The organism is Actinomadura sp. 3N508 (assembly GCF_044326375.1).
In the GTDB taxonomy this organism is placed as follows: domain Bacteria; phylum Actinomycetota; class Actinomycetes; order Streptosporangiales; family Streptosporangiaceae; genus Spirillospora.
Map to the genome: position 1 here is coordinate 349,232 of NZ_JBIRAX010000010.1, position 16,765 is coordinate 365,996.

Consider the following 16,765-nt stretch of genomic DNA (forward strand, 5'->3'; position numbering starts at 1 on the left):
CGTTCCCGGCGCCGGGGCGGGGGTTGCGGTGCTGGGGCGGGGGTTGCGGTGCTGGGGCGGGGTTGCGGTGCGGGCGTGGCTGGTAAGACCCAGGAATGGCCGTGCTCGTGTCCGTCCTCGCGTTCGCGATGACGCTCGCCGGGGGGCTCGCGGCGATGCGGGTGCACGACCATCGGCATCTCGTCCTCGGGCTCGCGGGCGGGCTGATGCTCGGCGTCGTCGCCTTCGATCTCGTGCCCGAGTCGCTGGAGATGGCGGGGCAGAGCCTGCTCGGCGTCCCCACGCCCATGATCGGCTTCGCGGCCGGGTTCCTGCTGCTGCACGTCGTGGAGCAGGCGGTGGCGATCCACCGGGCGCACGAGGACGAGTACGCGCCGCACGTCCACGCCCATGCTCATGCCCATGGCCATGCGCACGCGGGCGGGGGCGCCTCGGGCGGGTCGGCGGGGTTGCTCGCCGCGTCCGCGCTCGTCGCGCACAGCCTGGTGGACGGCCTCAGCATCGGCCTCGGCTTCCAGTCCGGGACGGAGGTGGGGATCTTCGTCGCGCTGGCCGTGGTCACCCACGACTTCGCGGACGGCTTCAACACCTTCACCGCCGCCTCCCTGTACCGGGGCGGCTCCCCGGGGCCGCAGGGAGCCGCCCCTCCCCAGGGGACTCGCACCGACCGCCGTCCGGCCGTGGCGCTGTTGCTCGCGGACGCGGTCGCGCCGATCGTGGGCGCGGCCGTGGGGACTCTCGTGTCCCTGCCGGACGCCGTCCTCGCGCCATATCTGGGGTTCTTCGCCGGCGTCCTGCTCTACCTCTCCGCCGCCGAGATCCTGCCGGAGGCGCACAGCGTCCACCCGCGCGTGCTGACGCTCTGCGCCACCGGACTCGGCCTGGCGGCCGTTCTCTTCACCGTCGGCCTCGCCCACTGACCCGCGTACCCGCAAAGGCAGAGGGCCGTCCGGAGATCCGGACGGCCCTCTGCCTCAACGACATTCGTCAGCCCGTCATGGACTTCGCGAACGCGGGGTTGCTCTGCAGCCACTCGTTCACGGCCTCGTCGGGCTTGCCCTTGTACTTGTTCTCCATCAGGTCTTCGAGGGAGCCGAGCTGCTTGTCGTCCATCCGGAACTTCTTCAGCCAGGCGGTGACGTCCGGCTGGTCCTTGCTGAAGTCCTTACGGGCGACCGTGTAGATCCCGTCCGGCTTGCCCATGGCGCCCTTCGGGTCCTTCAGGTCGCGGATGGGGAACTTCGTGTACGCCCAGTGGGGCCTCCACAGCGTGACGACGATGTCCTTCTTCGCGTCGATGGCCTTCTTCAGCTCGGTGAGCATGGCCGCCGTCGAGGACGTCGTGACCTTGTACTCGTCCTTCAGCCCGTACGCGGGGAGCATCTCCTCCTGCGACACCCGGTACAGGCCGGAGCTCTTCTCGATGCCGACGATCTTGCCGCCGTACTGGCCGCCCTTGCCCTTGAGGTCGTCCAGCGTCTGCAGCGGCGAGTAATTCGGCACCGCGATCGTCAGCGGCGCCGAGTCGTACCAGGCGCTGATCTTCTCCAGCTTGTCGCCGTACTGCTTCCAGTAGTCCTCGTGGGTGCCGGGCAGCCAGCTGTCGACGAACAGGTCGACGTCCCCCTTGGACATGCCCGCGTAGAGCGGCCCCGTGTCGAGGTTCTTGACCTCGACGGTGTAGCCCTTGTCGGTCAGGAGCTTCTTCCAGAGCGCGGTGGCAGCCTCGCCTTCGGCCCAGCCGGAGACCATGCCGATGGTGATGTTCTTGTCCTTCTCGCCGCCGGAGCCGGAGTCGTCGCCGCACGCGGCGGCGCTCAACCCCAGTGTCAGCGTCATCGCCGCGACCGTCAGGCCCTTGAGTTTGAAGCGCATTCCCGTCCTTTCGTTGCTTGCCGATGGGAGATCAGGGGGAGCGGGCTCCTCGGCCGGCCGTCCTGCGGGTCCTGCGCCGCGTCCTGCGGGACGGACGCGGGCCGCGTCAGGAGGCGCGCGGCCACGGGGAGCGAGGCCGCCCGGGAGCTAGGAACCGGCTGAGGAATCGGCCGCCGATCCCGCCGTATCGATCTGACCGGCGGTTCCGGCCATCACCGGCGCGCCGCGACCGGCCGCGCCGCGACCGGTGGCGGCCCTGCCGCGCGCGAACAGCGCCCGCAGCATGCCGGGGCCCCCGCTCAAGGCGCCGGTGAGACGGTCCAGGTAGATGGCCAGCACGACCACCGCGATCCCGCCCTCGAAGCCCTTCGCGACGTCCACCCGGTTGATGCCCTCCAGCACCTCGCCGCCGAGCCCGCCCGCGCCGACCATGCCCGCGATGACGACCATCGACAGCGACAGCATGATCAGCTGGTTGATCCCGGCCATGATGGACGGCATCGCCAGCGGGATCTGGATCCGGGTCAGGATCCGGTTCGGCGGCGTGCCGAACGCCTCGCCCGCCTCGACCATCTCCGGGTCGACGCCGCGGATGCCGAGCTCCGTCAGCCGCACCCCCGGCGGCATCGCGAAGATCACCGTCGCGACCACGCCGGGCACCGAGCCGATGCTGAAGAAGAAGATCGCCGGGATCAGGTAGACGAACGCCGGCATCGTCTGCATGAAGTCCAGGACGGGCCGGACGATCCGGCTCACCATGTCACTGCGCGCCGCCGCGATCCCGATCGGCACCGCCAGCACCGTCGACACCAACGCCGACACGATCACCAGGGCCAGCGAGTCCATGGCCGGCTCCCACAGCTCCATGCTGTCGATCAGCAGGAAGCCCAGGATCGTGAACACGCCGAGCTTCCAGCCGCTGATCGCCAGCGCCAGCACGGCCAGGACCAGCGTCAGCCCCAGCGGCGGCAGCAGGTTCAGCGCGTCCGTCAGCCCGTCGACGGACGACTCGATCGCCGACCCGATCCCGTCGAACAGCCACGAGAGGTTGTCGGTGCACCAGGTCACCAGGCTGTCGAACCATTCGCCGACCGGCACCCGGGGCAGCTTCACCGCGTTACTCGTCAACGCCACTGCCCTCCTTCATCAGCGCCGGCTGCGGGTCCTCGACGACGGGCTCCACGGTCGAATTGATCGCGCCGAGCGCCGCCAGCAGCGTCACCCGCGGGATCACGCCGACGAGCGTCCCGTCCGCGTCCGCGACGGGCACCGGAAGATCGCTCTCCGCGCACCGGAGGAACAGATCCGCCACCGGCGTGTCCGGCGCGACGGGCTCCGGGTCCTCCGGGTCGATCAGCCCGTCCAGGCTCTGCACGTTGTCCTGGACCGCGTCCGCGATCACCGTGGCGCGCACCCGCCCGACCAGCCGCCGATCGCGCCCGATCACGAACGCCGCCGAGGTCTGGTGCTCGCGCATCGTCCGCAGCGCCGTCCGCGGCCCCGTCGTCGCCAGCACCGTGACCAGCGGCTTCTCCATCACCGAGGACGCCGTCAACACTTTGGTACGGTCCACATCCGCGACGAACTGCGCCACATAGTCATTGGCCGGATCGGTCAGGATCTCCTCGGCCGTGCCGATCTGGACGATCCGGCCCTCCCGCATCACCGCGATGCGGTCACCGATGCGCATGGCCTCGTTCAGATCGTGCGTGATGAAGACGATCGTCTTGCCGAACCGCGCCTGCAGATCCAGCAGCAGATCCTGGACTTCCCTGCGGATCAGCGGGTCCAGGGCGCTGAACGCCTCGTCCATCAAAATGATGTCTGTCCCCGACGCGAGCGCCCGCGCGAGCCCGACCCGCTGCTTCATACCGCCCGACAACTCGCCGGGACGCATGTTCTCCCAGCCCTCCAGACCCACCAGCCCGAGGAACTCGCGCGCCGTCTTCTCGCGCATTTCCTTCGGCACGCCGCGCACCTCGAGCCCGTACGCCGCGTTCGCGAGAACCGTCCGATGCGGGAACAGCGCGAAGTGCTGGAAGACCATGCTGACCTTGTTCTGCCGAAGCGCCCGCAGCGCCTTCGGAGACAGCTTCGCGATGTCCTGACCGTCGATCTCGACGCGTCCGGACGTGACCTCCAGCAGCCCGTTCAGCGTCCGGATCAGGGTCGATTTGCCCGACCCCGACAGGCCCATGACCACGAATATCTCGCCCTGCCGGACCTCGAACGTGGCGTCCACCACCGCCGGTGTGACCCCGAGCTCCCGGACCGCCGCCGGCTCTGCGCCCGCCTTGAGTTTCCGCTGTGCCTCGGCCGACTTACGGCCGAAGAGCTTGGTGACGCTTTCTGCGCGGAGTACTGACACGATCTCCTTCCGGGTTCCCGCGGCGCCGCGCGGAAACGGGTCGTCCTGGTGTGTCCGACCTCAGCCAATGCGGCTGTCAACCGGACATGCATCCCATGCGTCGCCCGAAACTACCCGTTTGAAGAACATGTTTCATCTTTTGGGGTGCCTCATCACGTTCAGGTCACGATCGAACTACACCTTCGTCCGGTGGAAGTTCAGGTACGACCGCGACGGCGTCGGCCCCCGCTGATCCTGATACCGCGACCCGTACCGCGCGGACCCGTACGGGTACTCCGCCGGCGAACTCGTCCTGAACAGGCACATCTGCCCGATCTTCATCCCCGGCCACAGCTTGATCGGCAGCGTCGCCACGTTCGACAGCTCCAGCGTCACATGCCCGGAGAACCCAGGGTCGATCCACCCCGCCGTAGAGTGCGTCAGCAGCCCCAGCCTGCCCAAACTGGACTTCCCCTCCAGCCTCGCCGCGAGATCATCGGGCAACCCGAACACCTCGTACGTCGAGGCCAGCACGAACTCCCCGGGATGCAGCACGAACGCCTCCTCGGCGTCCACCACCACCATCCGCGTCAGATCCGGCTGCTCGACCGCCGGATCGATGTGCGGGTACTTGTGGTTCTCGAACACCCGGAAGTACCGGTCCAGCCTCACATCCACACTGGACGGCTGGACCATCCCCGGCTCGTACGGGTCGATCTTCACCCGCCCGGACTCGAGCTCGGCCCTGATGTCACGATCGCTGAGCAGCACCCCGAAACGCTATCCCAAGACCACGCCCCACCCGACTTCCGGTACAGTATCCACAGCATGGCGCCCACGAGCGCCACACGCGGGTGTAGTTCAATGGCAGAACTTCAGCTTCCCAAGCTGACAGCGCGGGTTCGATTCCCGTCACCCGCTCCAAACCCAAAGGCCCGAGCAGTGGCCTACTGAGGCGGTCTTGCCGGTTACGCGCGTTGACTCGGCCATGGACGCGCGGTGATGCGTCCGCCGCCCCGCCCAGGTCGGTGACCGGTGGAGGTAGTCGATCCTCTATCGGGAGACCTCGCTCTTTCGACGGTTCACGACGGCGAGAATCGGCTTATGGGAGATGCCGATGCCACAGCGGGTCTTGAGAAGGACCAGCGCGTGAGGGTACGCATACGCAGCCATCAGGTCTGGGGCTTCCTTGTGGAGATCCTTGGGCATGAGGGCTTGGGCGCGTCCATAGACGGTCTTGATATCGCAGGCTGGTCACCAGTGAACGGACGCGATGACTACCCAGTTGGTGCGGAGCTTGACGCGGTGATCTTGCATATATGGCATGCGCGTCCTTATGTCTTCCTCATGATCCCCGACGATGCCGATCCCAGCCCACGCTGACGGCGTGCAACCAATGCGGAACGGACGACCCCGGTCTTGGTGGGCGGAGCCGCCCGTTCGCTGATTAGGGGGTGGCTGCTTGTCTTCTTGGTCACTCCACCCTGCTGAGAACCTAGTCAGGAGCGTGCCCGTTGTGGCGGACGATCACGGGTGTGAACGGTCGTAGGCGGGGTTGGAGGTATGCAAGGGCAGGTCAGCGATTTCCCTGGTCACGCCGCGTCCCTGATCAAGGCCGCGAAGGACGGGCGCTGGCCCTCTTGAAAGCACGGGCCACCATCTCCTGTACCTGACGCCACAGGCCGCGATGGTTTGATGGGTCTACGCCCTCGGCTTGGAAGACGGCCTCTGCGAACGAGTCCACGGTCGTTGGTGGTGAAGCGCGAAGGGCGGCCTGGTCTGTCGGGTCGAGACAAAACCCGAGACGAACGCACAGGTCAAGGAGTAGGAAGTCGACCTCTTCAGAGGTGAGCTTGGGAGTATCCATGTCCGGTTACCACCAGTTCGGATGAGGGTCATTATCGTCGGTGACAGTAATAAGAGCTCTTACAGGGTGCTGGGGTGGGCGGGGAGCCAGTTGGGGTGTGCTGCTTTCAGTGCGTTTCTGGTTACGGTGTCGGACGTGAAAACGTCTCCGCGCGGACGGCGACTGATGTATCGGTGTGCGTAGAGAACGTCATCGGGGAATTCATCGTCGTGGACGCGGCTGCCCTAGTCTGGGCGTCCGGGTCGGCTTCTTGGAGTCGGCTCATGCGTACGACCGGTTCAGGATGCCCGTTCCACTCGTGCGTGATCACATAGAGTTGTGCGATCGCGTATTCGGCATCGGTCTCGGGGTATCGCTTGGACTTCGGGAGGGTGTGAAAGCGAATCCATCGGTCCTGACATGCGGAGTGCATCTGGACGTCCCTGGCGGAGTCGGCCATTGCCGTTCCCACAGTGCCGAGAGCGCCCTGAGGTCGTTTATGTCGATTGTCCCATGTCGGCTCCGTGGTGATGATGGAGGAGGCCGACGAGCTTGTCCACCTCCGCTTGGAGGTGCATGATCAAGTTGAGGGTGGTGGCGAGGTGGGACTTGGCCGTTTGCTCGTCGAGGTCGCCTAGAGCACGTGGCAGTAGGGCCTTCTCCTCCTCCCTGATGCCGGAGGCCTGCTCGTAATCCTGGGCGTCGATGGCGTTCGCTTTGGCGCGTCGCACTGCGGCAAGTTGTGTCGTGATCGCAGTCAACTCGGCGGGGAGTGTCGCCGGAGGGGTGCTTGTGAGCATTTCACCTCCGGCATTTTCGAGGCATCCGTAGCATGTTCGGGATCTGGCCTGCGTTCGCGCAGTTCGGACGCGTTCGGCGCTGACTCCCTGGGCCGCGAGCACCTCGGCGGCGAGTCCGCCCTCCGCCAACAGGCCCAGCAGCACGTGATCCGTCCCGATCCTGCTGGGCCCCGCAGTGGGGTTCTCCTGTAGGGCAAGGTTCAGTGCCCTGCGCGCCGCCTCAGACAGCGGCACCTCCCCTGCGGCCGGCTGGTGGCCGAGCCCCAGTCGCTGCTCGATCGCACGCTGAATCATCACAGGTTGGACGAGCATTTCGCGCAGGATCACCCTGGCCATGCCCCGCCCATTGCCAGCGACCAAGCTGACCAGCAGATGCCCTGTGTCCGCAACACCGTGGCCTAGGGCGGCGGCATGTGTGGGTGCGGACTCCACGACGTGACGTGCGGCAGGTGTGTACGGGCTGATTTCTTCATCGCTCATGCCGACACGATCTCCCAAGTCCAACGAAACTCCCAGGGATTAGTGAGTTAGGGCGACGATCTCATCTATGGTCGTGAGCGGGATCATCAGCGCGGCGTCCCACGTCTCGTCATCTTGGCCGATCAGCATCGTTGCCTGCTCGCCTCCGGCGACCGACCAGAAGACCGGCGAGCCTGCACAGATGCCCACTTGCAGGGACCGTCGCTCTTCCCAGATGGCTTCCCGGATACCGCTCAGCCGGGACAAGTCCGCTAGCGATGCCCAGATATGTACTTCCCACGTTTCGGCCTGCAGCATCAGCAATGGCGCTGGATCGGCGTCCACATCTATTGTCGCTCTGATCACCCGGAGATGGTCGCACAGGCGGGCCTTCCCGGCGCCCTTCTCAGGTCCGGGTTGAGCTTGTAGGTAGGCGTACTCGGCGGGACTTAGTAGGTGGGGCTCATGTGCCGTCGGGCGGACATGGACAGTATTGGGGCGTGGTCCGACAACCCTCTGGTGACATCACCTGCCTGCTCGTATTCGCATCGTTGGTGCTGCCCGCCGCGCGCTTTGTGAGCGTGGTGACGCCCTGCTGCGTGAATCGGGCCGCGGCGTCGCGTTCTTCACTTGGCTGGAAGCGTTCGCCGACCATGTGGGGAAGAGGCGGATGCCGGCCTTCGCCGGTGATGGTGGTGACCGGCGCACCGCGTTGTTCGAGGGCTGGCATGCGTCGCTGATCGTTGGTGTGGAGATGTTACTTTCCAAAGGTCAGCGGGCGGGCGCCGTCCGGGCGGAGCTTGTTGTTGGTGAGGTGTTGGAGCTGGCGAGTGTGGTCGCCGTTGCAGAGTCTGATGTCGATCGGGTGCGACGATTTCTCGCACGGCCTCAGCGGACCGGCTGCGCCCGGCTGGACTGATCGACGGGGCGGGAGTGGCGGTGGTTTGATCTGCGTGTGACGGACTGGAGTGGGTTGCAGGATGCGGAAGGTTCGGCTGATTCGATCCCTCGTCTCCTTGAGCGGCTCACTCCGGGCGCTTCGGATCTGTGGGAGCGGCTGTGGGCGCGGTTGTGCCCGCAGGGCGCTGTGTTTCCGGCCAGCCTGGCGGCTCTGCCGTATCTGAGTGATCTCGCGGGCCGCTGGGGGCCCGAGGAGAGAGTGGAAGCGTTGCTGCTGGTGGGCGCGATCTTGGGGTCCGAGGAGCAGTACCACCAGGTGTTCGACGTCCGGGAACGGTATTCGGCGCAGATCTCGGTGCTGCGGGGTTTGATCGATGACTCGCTTCGGGCGCAGGCGGGCTCAGAGGACTCCGGTAACTATGTTTACCTGCTTCAGGCGTTGATGGCCTTTGAAGGGGTCGATGTTTGGGATTCGCATCTGGAGAACCTGGCCTCTGAGGAGTATGAGGTCAGTTGTCCTTCTTGTGGGGTTGATCTGTTCCTTGTGCTGAGTGATCCTGAGTACTTTGCCACTCATCAGGATTATGCCATTAAGGATGATGTTATTAGTGCGCCTTTGCGGCCGGGTGATCCTGGCGAGCTTGGTGGAGCGCCGGGCCTGCTTTATCGCTTCGCTGTCCGGGACGAGTTTTATGTTGTTGGTCGCCAGTTGTTGTATTTGTTCGGGTCGGCTGGCTGTTCGCAGTGTGGGGCGGGGTTCTCGGTTGCCGAACGGGTTGCTGCTGCTTTTGGTCGCGGCTCCTAGTTATGCGGGGTCGTCGAAATGCAGGCTGGTGAAGTAGGTGGCGGTTTCGGTGTCGGCCGGGTAGTAGGACTCGATCGCCACCTCGTCCAGGGTGATGTCCATCGGGGTGCCGAAGGTGGTGATGGTCGAGAAGAGCCGCAGCTCCCGGCCCTGGAAGCGGATGATCATTGGGATCAGGACGTCGGATTCGGCGGGGCGGTTCGGGGCGTCCTCGGGGGTCGGGCCCAGCAGGTCCTCGTAGAGGGCGGTGAGTTCGGGGTCGGGGGCGGTGGCCAGCTGGCGGGTGACGCGGGAGCGGAACAGCGTGCGGACGTCGGCCAGGTTGACGACCAGGGGAGCCAGCCCGCGCGGGTCCAGGCCCAGGCGGATGAGGTTCACGGGGGGTTCCAGGAGGTCAGGGGCGACGCCTGCGAGGAACGGGTCCAGGGCACGGTTGGTCATCACGATGTTCCAGTGGCGGTCGAAGACCAGCGCCGGGAAGGGCTCGTGGGCGTGGAGCACCCTTGCGATCGCGTCCCTGGCGGCTGAGAGCGCGCCGTCCTCCAGCGGACGTTCGGGGTAGCGCGGGGCGAAGCCGGCGGCCAGCAGGAGGCGGTTGCGATCACGCAACGGGACGTCGAGCTGGTCGGCGAGGCGGAGGACCATGTCGGCGCTCGGGTTGGACTTGCCGGTCTCGACCAGGCTGACGTGGCGGGCCGAGACATCGGCGGCGATCGCTAGGTCCAGCTGGCTGAGGCGCCGATGGTGGCGCCATTGCCGCAGCAACTCCCCGACTGTGTGCACGAGCATCCAGGTTACTCATCTTGGCGGGGGACGCCATGAAGTGGGAGTTCATCGACACGCGTTGTGTTGGCGGAAAGACTGCAGTCATGAGCGAAGAGAACAAGAGCATCGTGCAAAAGGCGATGGCGGACTTGCTCCGGACGGGCGACGTCGATGCGCTCGGGACGGTGCTGAGCGACGAATTCGTCCATCACCGGCCGGATTCGTCAACCGCCAAGGAGGAATGGCTTGGCAGGGTGCGCGCGGCGTGGGGCCATATTGCCGACATGCAGGTCGATGTCCTTCAGATACTGGCGGACGGCGATTACGTGGTGCTGCGCACGCGGCGCCGGCTTCCCGGTGGAGGGCCGGAGGTCGTGATCGTCGATACCTGGCGGTTCGACGGTGGGCTGATCGCCGAGGCGTGGGAGGTCATCGAGCCGGTGGCTCAGGCGGCCGCCAATCTGAGGTGGTGGGCAACCGCTGAGCCCACGATGAATTAGGCCCGGTTCGCCCGGGCCTCGTTCAGCAGGCCGTCGACCATGATTTGGAGGACCCGGGGGTAGAGGTCGAGGGAAGCGCGTGACGGCCATTCGTCGCCTATGGCGGCCAGGTGCGGGTATCGGGACGGATCCAGAGTGCGGAGGCTGAATTCGCTGCCGACGGTCCCGGCCCGCACGGTATGCGCGCGGACCAGGATTTCGCCCACGGTGTAATACCAGATGCTGCGGAAAAGGTCGACGGCCTGCAGGCGTGTACATCCGTGATCGACCGCGCCGCCGACGATGGTCTCGACGAACCACAGCGCCGAATCGCCCAGGCGGGCGAGGAAACCGTCGGCCGTGAGGACTTCCGCGCCCCAGGGCCAGTTGGCCAGGGCGCCGTGGATCGTCGTCCACGCGACGATGATCCGGTCTCGCGGGTCGGCGGGCAGGTCGGGGCGCGCGACCTGGTCGACGTGCTCGTTGACGAGCTGGACGATCAGGTCGTCCTTGTCCCGGACGTGGTGGTACAGGGTGGTCGCCCCGACGCCGGTCTCGGCGGCGAGGCGGCGGATGGTCAGGGCCTCCCAGCCGTCGCGGTCGATGAGCCGGCGGGCGGCGGCCAGGATCTGGGCGCGGGACGTCGCCGGCGGTCTCCCGGTCCGGCCGGTCGGGGCGGGGCCGCCGGATGACGCGGCGGGCGGCCGTGGGCGTTTCTGTGCTGGCACCGTCCCATCATGCCCGGGGGGCTTCGGCCTCCGGGTTTCGTGCTGTACTTTAGGAACATGTTCCGAAAGTCGAGCATGGCGGGGGCGCTGCGTCCCCATGCATGGAGCTTCGCGGCCGTGGTGGTCCTCCAGGTGATCGGGGCCGTCGCCGGGCTGGCGCCGCTGCTCGCGGTCGTCGAGCTCGGGCGCACGCTGCTGGATCCCGGCCCGATCGACGATGGGCATGTCTGGACGGTCGTCATCGCGGGCGCCGCCGGCCTGTTCGTCCGGCTGCTGTTCACGGCCGCGTCGTCCGGCATCGGGCATGTCCTGGACGGCCAGGTGCAGCTCACCTTCCGGCGCCGGCTGGCGACGAGCCTCGGGCGCGTTCCCATCGGCTGGTTCTCCCGGCGCCGGACGGGTGAGCTGGCGAAGGTCGTCGGGGAGGACGTGGCCGCCGTCCACCCGTTCATCGCCCACACCCCGGGCGAGCTGGTCGCCGCGTTCGTCGTGCCGCTGGTGTCGCTGGTCTACCTGTTCACCGTCGACTGGCGGCTCACGCTCATCACGCTGATACCGGTGGTGCTGGCGGTGGCGCTCGTCCCGCTGATGATGACGCCGGCCCGGATGCGCGAGCAGAAGGAGTTCGACGCGGCCATGGGACGGATCTCCAGCTCGGCCGTGGAGTTCGTCCAGGGCATCGCGGTGGTCAAGGCGTTCGGCGGGTCGGGGCGCGCGCATCGACGCTTCCGCACGGCGGTGGACGAGTTCGTCGCGACGTTCTACCGGTGGGTGCGCGGCCTGTCCCCGATCGCCGCCGGGATGCAGCTGGCGCTGTCGCCGCCGTTCGTACTGCTGGTGGTGCTGATCGGCGGCGCGGCGCTGGTCACGAGCGGCGGCCTGGCCCCGGCCGATCTGCTGCCCTTCCTCCTGCTGGGGCTCGGCCTGACCGCTCCGGTGGCCGCCCTCGGCCACGGCTTCGACGAGATGCAGGCCGCCCGTCGCGCCGTTGGCCGCATCCGGGACGTGCTCGCAGTCGAGCCCCTGCCAGAGCCCGCGAATCCGGTCGAACCCCAAGGACACCGGGTGGAGTTGCGTGATGTCCGGTTCGGCTACGACGAAGGCCAGGAGGTGCTGCGCGGGATCGATCTCGTCCTCGAACCGGGGACGACGACCGCGATCGTCGGGCCGTCGGGGAGCGGGAAGTCGACGCTGGTCCAGCTCCTGCCGCGGTTCTTCGACCCGGCCCACGGCTCGGTCGTGCTGGGCGGCGCCGACCTGCGCGAGATCGCCGCCCGGGACCTCTACCGGACGGTCTCGTTCGTCTTCCAGGACGTCCGCCTCCTGCGCGCGTCCGTCGCGGACAACATCGCGCTGGCCGTGCCGGACGCCGGTCACGACGACGTGGTCCGCGCCGCGCGGCTGGCGAACGTCCATGACCGGATCCTGGAGCTGCCGCGCGGCTACGACACGGTGATCGGCGACGAGGCCGGGCTGTCGGGCGGTGAGGCGCAGCGGATCTCGATCGCCCGCGCGCTGCTCGCGGACGCGCCCGTCCTGATCCTGGACGAGGCGACCGCGTTCGCCGACCCGCAGACCGAGCAGGCGGTGCGGCGGGCCCTGGCGACGCTGGACGGCGACGGCGTCCGCCACCGGACGGTCCTGGTCATCGCCCATCGCCTGGAAACGATCGCCGACGCCGACACGGTCGTGATGCTCCGGGACGGCCGGATCGTCGAGCGCGGCACGCCGTCCGAACTGCTCGCACAGGACGGCGAGTTCGCCGCGTTCTGGCGCCGCTCCGGCGACGAGGCCAAGGTTCTGCAAGGAGACGTGTCCTGATGATTCCCATGCTGCTCCGCGTCCTGGGCCACGAGTACGCCGGGCCGGTGCGCCGCACCGTGGCCCTGATGACGGCGACCGCCGTGGTGGAGGGGTTGTCGTACGCGCTGCTGGTCCCAGTGCTGAGAGCTCTGTTCGGGGACACGCCCGAGGACGCCTGGCCGTGGCTGATCGCCTTCGGAACGGCGGTCGCCGTCTACGCGGTGCTGCGCTACGCCAGCGACCTGTCCGGTTTCCGTGTTGGGACGACGCTGCTGCGCGGCATGTACCACCGGCTCGGCGACCATCTGGCCCGGCTGCCGATCGGCTGGTACGGCGCGGGTCGGGTCGGGCAGGTGTCCGTCCTGGCCAGCCGGGGTGTGCTGGACGCGATGGCCGTGATCGCCCACCTGCTGGCGCCCTACATCTCCGCGTGCGTCACGCCGCTGACGATCGTCCTGGTGATGCTCGCCTTCAACTGGCAGATGGGGCTGGCGGCGCTGGCCGCCGTCCCGGTCGTCGCGGCCATCCAGCGCTGGACGGGACGCTCCATGGCCGCCGCCGACGCCGAGCGCGCCGAACGCGACCACGAGGCCACCGGACGGGTCATCGAGTTCCTCCAGGCCCAGCCGGTGCTGCGCGCCGGAGGCCGCACCACCGAACGCTTCCGGCTGCTGGACGACTCGCTCCGCGACCTGCAGCGCGCGTCCCGCCGTACCGCCCTTTCGGCGGTGCCCGGCGTGGTGGGCCTGACGCTCACGGTGCAGGCGATGTTCACCGTCCTGCTGGCCCTGGGCGCCTACCTCGCGCTCGGCGGCGACATCGGCGCGGCGGAGGTGCTGACCATCCTGGTGCTGGCCGCCCGCTGCGCCGACCCGCTGCTGTCGCTGTCGGACATCGGCGGCAAGCTCCGTGGCGCCCGCGCCGAGCTGGCCAGGCTGGACGCGGTGCTGAGCACCGAACCGCTCCCCGAACCCCGCGAACCGATCCGCCCGGAACGGCACGACCTGGAATTCGACTCCGTCACCTTCCGGCACGGCGACCGCACCGTGTTCGATGACGTGTCGCTGTCCATTCCGGCGGGCTCGCGGCTGGCCGTCGTCGGGCCGTCCGGCGCGGGCAAAAGCACCTTGCTGCAATTGCTGGCCCGGTTCTACGACGTCGACGCGGGCGCGGTACGCATCGGAGGCGTGGACGTTCGCGCCATCGACACCGAGACGCTCATGAGCCAGATATCCATCGTGTTCCAGGACGTCTATCTCTTCGACGGCACCATCGAGGAGAACGTGCGTCTCGGCCGTCCCGGCGCGAGTGACGCCGAGGTGCGGGCGGCGGCGACCGCGGCGCGGCTGGACGAGGTCATCGAGCGGCTGCCCGGCGGATGGGCGGCGAGCGTCGGCGAGGGCGGCGCGCTGCTGTCGGGCGGCGAGCGCCAGCGCGTCTCGATCGCGCGGGCGCTGCTCAAGGACGCGCCCATTGTGCTGCTGGACGAGGTCACCTCGGCGCTCGACCCGGTGAACGAGGCGGCCGTCCACGAGGGCATCGAACGTCTCATGGCGGGCCGGACGGTGGTCATGGTGGCCCACCGGATGCGCACCGTTCAACGCGCCGACCACATCGTCTTCCTGGACGGCGGGCGGATCGTCGAAAAGGGCGACCACGACGAGCTGATTCGCCGCAGCGGCCGTTACGCCGACTTCTGGAACATCTCCCTGACCCCTTGAATGGAAGAGGTGCGGCTAGCGCGCACCCGGCGGGCCAGGTCGGCGGCGGCCTCCGGCCAATGCGGATGGTCGAAGGTGAATCCGGCGTCGAGCAGGCGGCCTGGGACGACGCGGCGGCTCTTCAGCAGGAGTTCGGTGTCGGAACGGATGGCGAGCGCCCCGATCTCCGCCATCCAGGCCGTCGCGGGCAGGCCCACGGGGACACCCCATGCGGCGCGCAGCGCGCGCATGAACGCGCGCTGCGGCAGCGGGCCGGGAGCCGCGAGGTTCACCGGGCCGGCGATGTCGTCCCGCTCGGCCAGGAACTCGATCGCGCGGATGAAGTCGCGGTCGTGGATCCAGGACACGTACTGCGCGCCGCCCGCGACCGGGCCGCCGAGCCCGAGCCGCGCGAGCCACAGCAGCACGTCGAAGACGCCGCCGCGATCGGGGCTCATCACCATGGCGCTGCGCAGCGCGACCTTGCGCGTGGCGGGCGTCTCGGCCCGCTCCTGCTCCCGTTCCCAGGCTTTGGCGATCTCGACGCTGTAGGCCCAGTAGCGCGGGACGCCGGGTTCGGCGCCGCCGATCACGCCGGTCGCCTCGTCGTTGGGGGCGTCGAAACGGTGCGCGTAAATGGTGGCGGTGCTCATCTGCAGCCACACCCGGGGCGGGCGCGCGGCGGACGCGATCGCCTCGCCCACGACCCGGGCGGAATTCACGCGCGAATCCATCATGGCCTGCAGATTGTCCGGGGTGTAGCGGCAGCTGACGCTGCGTCCGGCCAGGTTGATCACCAGGTCGCTGCCGTCGATCGCGTCCGCCCAGGGGCCGAGCGTCTCGCCGTCCCAATGGAGCTCGCGGTCGCGCCGCGGCGTCCTCGTCAGGACCACGACGTCATGGCCCGCGGCGGTCAGGGCCCGGTCGAGGATCGTGCCCACTTGCCCGGTGCCACCGGGAATCACTGTCTTCATCGGGACGAGCCTAACCCAGATTGTTGAACGTGTTCAAACAACGAGAGCACGCTCACAACCGCACCCCGGCCGTCACCATTTGAAATTTGTCGGAGGAAGAATGACCTGGCCATCTGGTCAGAACGCGCGGAAAAGCGCATGATGAGAAGCATCTGGCCGGGCCGTGGCCCCCGTGCGGCCCGGCCACCGCCTTGCCCGAACCCGCCTGCCCGAACCCCCGCCGAGCTCGAAACCCGGCTCCCAGACTCCCCGGCGACGCCCCGAGCTTCGGCGCATTCACCGAACGCGAAGACGCTTATCTCACGGCTCATCAGTACTAGTGTCGACATCACAGTATGCAATCGAGACGTGCCGTTGAGTGGCGCGCGGGAGTGGAAGTGAAAGCACTTCGACCGGACGGCGACCCGGAGCCGATTCGCCGCGTGCCCGGACAGAGCGGGCCCACGGTGCTGCGCATCCTGCTCGGCGGGCAGCTCCGGCGGCTGCGCGAGAGCAGGGGCATCTCGCCCAAGGACGCCGGTGAGGCCATCCGCGCGTCCGCGTCCAAGATCAGCCGGCTGGAGCTCGGGCGCGTCGGGTTCAAGAAGCGCGACGTCGCCGACCTGCTCACCCTGTACGGCGTGATCGCGCAGGAGGAGCGCGAGCCCCTCCTCGAACTCGCCGAGGGGGCCAACCGGCCCGGCTGGTGGCAGAGCTACAGCGACATCCTGCCGCCCTGGTTCGAGGTCTACATCGGGCTGGAGGAGGCGGCGTCCGCGCTGCGCGTCCACGAGACGCGGTTCGTCCCCGAGCTGCTGCAGACCGAGGAGTACGCCCGCGCCGCGCTCGAGCTCGGCCACCCGATGGCGTCCGCGACCGAACTCGAACGACGGGTCAACGTGCTGATGCGGCGCCAGCGGATCCTCCGCCGCGCCGAGCCTCCGCTGCTGTGGGTGCTGGTGGACGAGGCCGCACTGCGCCGTCCCATCGTCGACCGGGACGTGATGCGCGCCCAGCTCGTCGCGCTGCTCGACGCGGTCCGCATGCACGACGTCACCCTCCAGATCGTGCCCCCGGCGCGCAGCGCGATGGCGGCGATGTCGGGCCCGTTCACGCTGCTGCGGTTCGCCGAGCCGAGCCTGCCGGACGTCGTGTACATGGAGCAGCTCACCAGCGCGCTCTACCTGGACAAGGCCGCCGACCTGTCCGTCTACAAGCGGCACCTCGACCGGCTGTCGGTCAACGCGTCCCCGCCCGCCGCCACCGCCGACCTGCTGACGGCTCTGCTCGACGGAATGCGATAAG

Annotated in this window: 17 protein-coding genes and 1 tRNA gene; 9 read left to right on the top strand and 9 right to left on the bottom strand. The window is 68.2% G+C overall.

Features of this window, described 5'->3' with window-relative positions; all coding sequences use genetic code 11:
* The first annotated feature begins 95 nt into the window (after positions 1 to 95).
* Positions 96 to 920: a ZIP family metal transporter gene (locus tag ACH34S_RS31980; RefSeq protein WP_395956568.1), complete on the top strand. Its 825-nt coding sequence runs from the start codon at positions 96 to 98 to the stop codon at positions 918 to 920.
* Positions 921 to 987: 67 nt separating this feature from the next.
* Here the strand turns inward: ACH34S_RS31980 and ACH34S_RS31985 are convergent, their stop codons facing one another.
* The 4 genes from ACH34S_RS31985 to dcd form a co-directional block, all read right to left on the bottom strand.
* The gene (locus ACH34S_RS31985) at positions 988 to 1,875 is read right to left on the bottom strand and encodes a glycine betaine ABC transporter substrate-binding protein (protein WP_395956569.1); all 888 of its coding nucleotides are present in this window, start codon (positions 1,873 to 1,875) and stop codon (positions 988 to 990) included.
* Positions 1,876 to 2,022: 147 nt separating this feature from the next.
* On the bottom strand, positions 2,023 to 3,009 hold the full coding sequence (locus ACH34S_RS31990; protein ID WP_395956570.1) for an ABC transporter permease: 987 nt from the start codon (positions 3,007 to 3,009) through the stop codon (positions 2,023 to 2,025).
* A complete protein-coding gene (locus ACH34S_RS31995; RefSeq protein WP_395956571.1) occupies positions 2,993 to 4,243 on the bottom strand; it encodes a glycine betaine/L-proline ABC transporter ATP-binding protein in 1,251 nt (416 codons plus the stop codon). Before ACH34S_RS31995 ends, ACH34S_RS31990 begins: the two co-directional genes overlap by 17 nt.
* A 174-nt stretch (positions 4,244 to 4,417) precedes the next feature.
* Complete coding sequence (gene dcd, locus ACH34S_RS32000) at positions 4,418 to 4,993, bottom strand: dCTP deaminase (protein WP_395956572.1); 576 nt, start codon at positions 4,991 to 4,993, stop codon at positions 4,418 to 4,420.
* A gap of 79 nt (positions 4,994 to 5,072) precedes the next feature.
* Between dcd and ACH34S_RS32005 the strand changes: the two genes are divergently transcribed.
* Together ACH34S_RS32005 and ACH34S_RS32010 are read left to right on the top strand one after the other, a co-directional pair.
* Positions 5,073 to 5,146: transfer RNA gene (locus tag ACH34S_RS32005), tRNA-Gly, on the top strand.
* Positions 5,147 to 5,257: 111 nt separating this feature from the next.
* Positions 5,258 to 5,605 carry a hypothetical protein gene (locus ACH34S_RS32010; protein WP_395956573.1) on the top strand — a complete coding sequence of 116 codons (348 nt, stop codon included), beginning with the start codon at positions 5,258 to 5,260 and terminating at the stop codon, positions 5,603 to 5,605.
* 960 nt (positions 5,606 to 6,565) lie between these two features.
* Here ACH34S_RS32010 and ACH34S_RS32015 read toward each other — a convergent pair.
* Both ACH34S_RS32015 and ACH34S_RS32020 read right to left on the bottom strand, forming a co-directional pair.
* Complete coding sequence (locus ACH34S_RS32015; protein ID WP_395956574.1) at positions 6,566 to 7,348, bottom strand: Clp protease N-terminal domain-containing protein; 783 nt, start codon at positions 7,346 to 7,348, stop codon at positions 6,566 to 6,568.
* A 39-nt stretch (positions 7,349 to 7,387) separates the two neighbouring features.
* Complete coding sequence (locus ACH34S_RS32020) at positions 7,388 to 7,693, bottom strand: hypothetical protein (RefSeq protein ID WP_395956575.1); 306 nt, start codon at positions 7,691 to 7,693, stop codon at positions 7,388 to 7,390.
* A gap of 229 nt (positions 7,694 to 7,922) precedes the next feature.
* On the opposite strand from ACH34S_RS32020, the gene ACH34S_RS32025 reads away from it, so the two are divergent.
* Together ACH34S_RS32025 and ACH34S_RS32030 are read left to right on the top strand one after the other, a co-directional pair.
* Entirely contained in the window at positions 7,923 to 8,246 is a 324-nt protein-coding gene (locus ACH34S_RS32025; protein ID WP_395956640.1) for a hypothetical protein, read from the top strand.
* Positions 8,247 to 8,282: 36 nt separating this feature from the next.
* A complete protein-coding gene (locus ACH34S_RS32030; RefSeq protein WP_395956576.1) occupies positions 8,283 to 9,032 on the top strand; it encodes a hypothetical protein in 750 nt (249 codons plus the stop codon).
* Here ACH34S_RS32030 and ACH34S_RS32035 read toward each other — a convergent pair whose 3' ends face one another.
* Positions 9,033 to 9,821 (bottom strand): helix-turn-helix domain-containing protein, encoded by a 789-nt coding sequence (locus tag ACH34S_RS32035; protein ID WP_395956577.1) that lies wholly within the window; start codon positions 9,819 to 9,821, stop codon positions 9,033 to 9,035.
* An 80-nt stretch (positions 9,822 to 9,901) separates the two neighbouring features.
* On the opposite strand from ACH34S_RS32035, the gene ACH34S_RS32040 reads away from it, so the two are divergent.
* Positions 9,902 to 10,297 (top strand): nuclear transport factor 2 family protein, encoded by a 396-nt coding sequence (locus ACH34S_RS32040; RefSeq protein ID WP_395956578.1) that lies wholly within the window; start codon positions 9,902 to 9,904, stop codon positions 10,295 to 10,297.
* Here the strand turns inward: ACH34S_RS32040 and ACH34S_RS32045 are convergent.
* The gene (locus ACH34S_RS32045; protein WP_395956579.1) at positions 10,294 to 11,004 is read right to left on the bottom strand and encodes a TetR/AcrR family transcriptional regulator; all 711 of its coding nucleotides are present in this window, start codon (positions 11,002 to 11,004) and stop codon (positions 10,294 to 10,296) included. The genes ACH34S_RS32040 and ACH34S_RS32045 overlap by 4 nt on opposite strands.
* A gap of 57 nt (positions 11,005 to 11,061) precedes the next feature.
* On the opposite strand from ACH34S_RS32045, the gene ACH34S_RS32050 reads away from it, so the two are divergent.
* Both ACH34S_RS32050 and ACH34S_RS32055 read left to right on the top strand, forming a co-directional pair.
* Entirely contained in the window at positions 11,062 to 12,825 is a 1,764-nt protein-coding gene (locus ACH34S_RS32050; RefSeq protein WP_395956580.1) for an ABC transporter ATP-binding protein, read from the top strand.
* Positions 12,825 to 14,528, top strand: coding sequence for an ABC transporter ATP-binding protein (locus ACH34S_RS32055; RefSeq protein ID WP_395956581.1), 1,704 nt, complete (start codon positions 12,825 to 12,827; stop codon positions 14,526 to 14,528). The genes ACH34S_RS32050 and ACH34S_RS32055 overlap by 1 nt, the downstream gene beginning before the upstream one ends.
* Here ACH34S_RS32055 and ACH34S_RS32060 read toward each other — a convergent pair.
* Entirely contained in the window at positions 14,492 to 15,481 is a 990-nt protein-coding gene (locus ACH34S_RS32060) for a TIGR01777 family oxidoreductase (protein ID WP_395956582.1), read from the bottom strand. The two genes, ACH34S_RS32055 and ACH34S_RS32060, sit on opposite strands and share 37 nt — an antisense overlap.
* Before the next feature lie 377 nt (positions 15,482 to 15,858).
* On the opposite strand from ACH34S_RS32060, the gene ACH34S_RS32065 reads away from it, so the two are divergent.
* Positions 15,859 to 16,764: a helix-turn-helix domain-containing protein gene (locus ACH34S_RS32065; protein ID WP_395956583.1), complete on the top strand. Its 906-nt coding sequence runs from the start codon at positions 15,859 to 15,861 to the stop codon at positions 16,762 to 16,764.
* Position 16,765: the final 1 nt, after the last annotated feature.

Coding starts and splice junctions, on each gene's coding strand:
- ACH34S_RS31980 (WP_395956568.1), top strand. CDS start 96: ATGGCCGTGCTCGTGTCCGTCCTCGCGTTCGCGATGACGCTCGCCGGG.
- ACH34S_RS31985 (WP_395956569.1), bottom strand. CDS start 1,875: ATGCGCTTCAAACTCAAGGGCCTGACGGTCGCGGCGATGACGCTGACA.
- ACH34S_RS32015 (WP_395956574.1), bottom strand. CDS start 7,348: ATGAGCGATGAAGAAATCAGCCCGTACACACCTGCCGCACGTCACGTC.
- ACH34S_RS32035 (WP_395956577.1), bottom strand. CDS start 9,821: ATGCTCGTGCACACAGTCGGGGAGTTGCTGCGGCAATGGCGCCACCAT.
- ACH34S_RS32040 (WP_395956578.1), top strand. CDS start 9,902: ATGAGCGAAGAGAACAAGAGCATCGTGCAAAAGGCGATGGCGGACTTG.
- ACH34S_RS32050 (WP_395956580.1), top strand. CDS start 11,062: ATGTTCCGAAAGTCGAGCATGGCGGGGGCGCTGCGTCCCCATGCATGG.
- ACH34S_RS32055 (WP_395956581.1), top strand. CDS start 12,825: ATGATTCCCATGCTGCTCCGCGTCCTGGGCCACGAGTACGCCGGGCCG.
- ACH34S_RS32060 (WP_395956582.1), bottom strand. CDS start 15,481: ATGAAGACAGTGATTCCCGGTGGCACCGGGCAAGTGGGCACGATCCTC.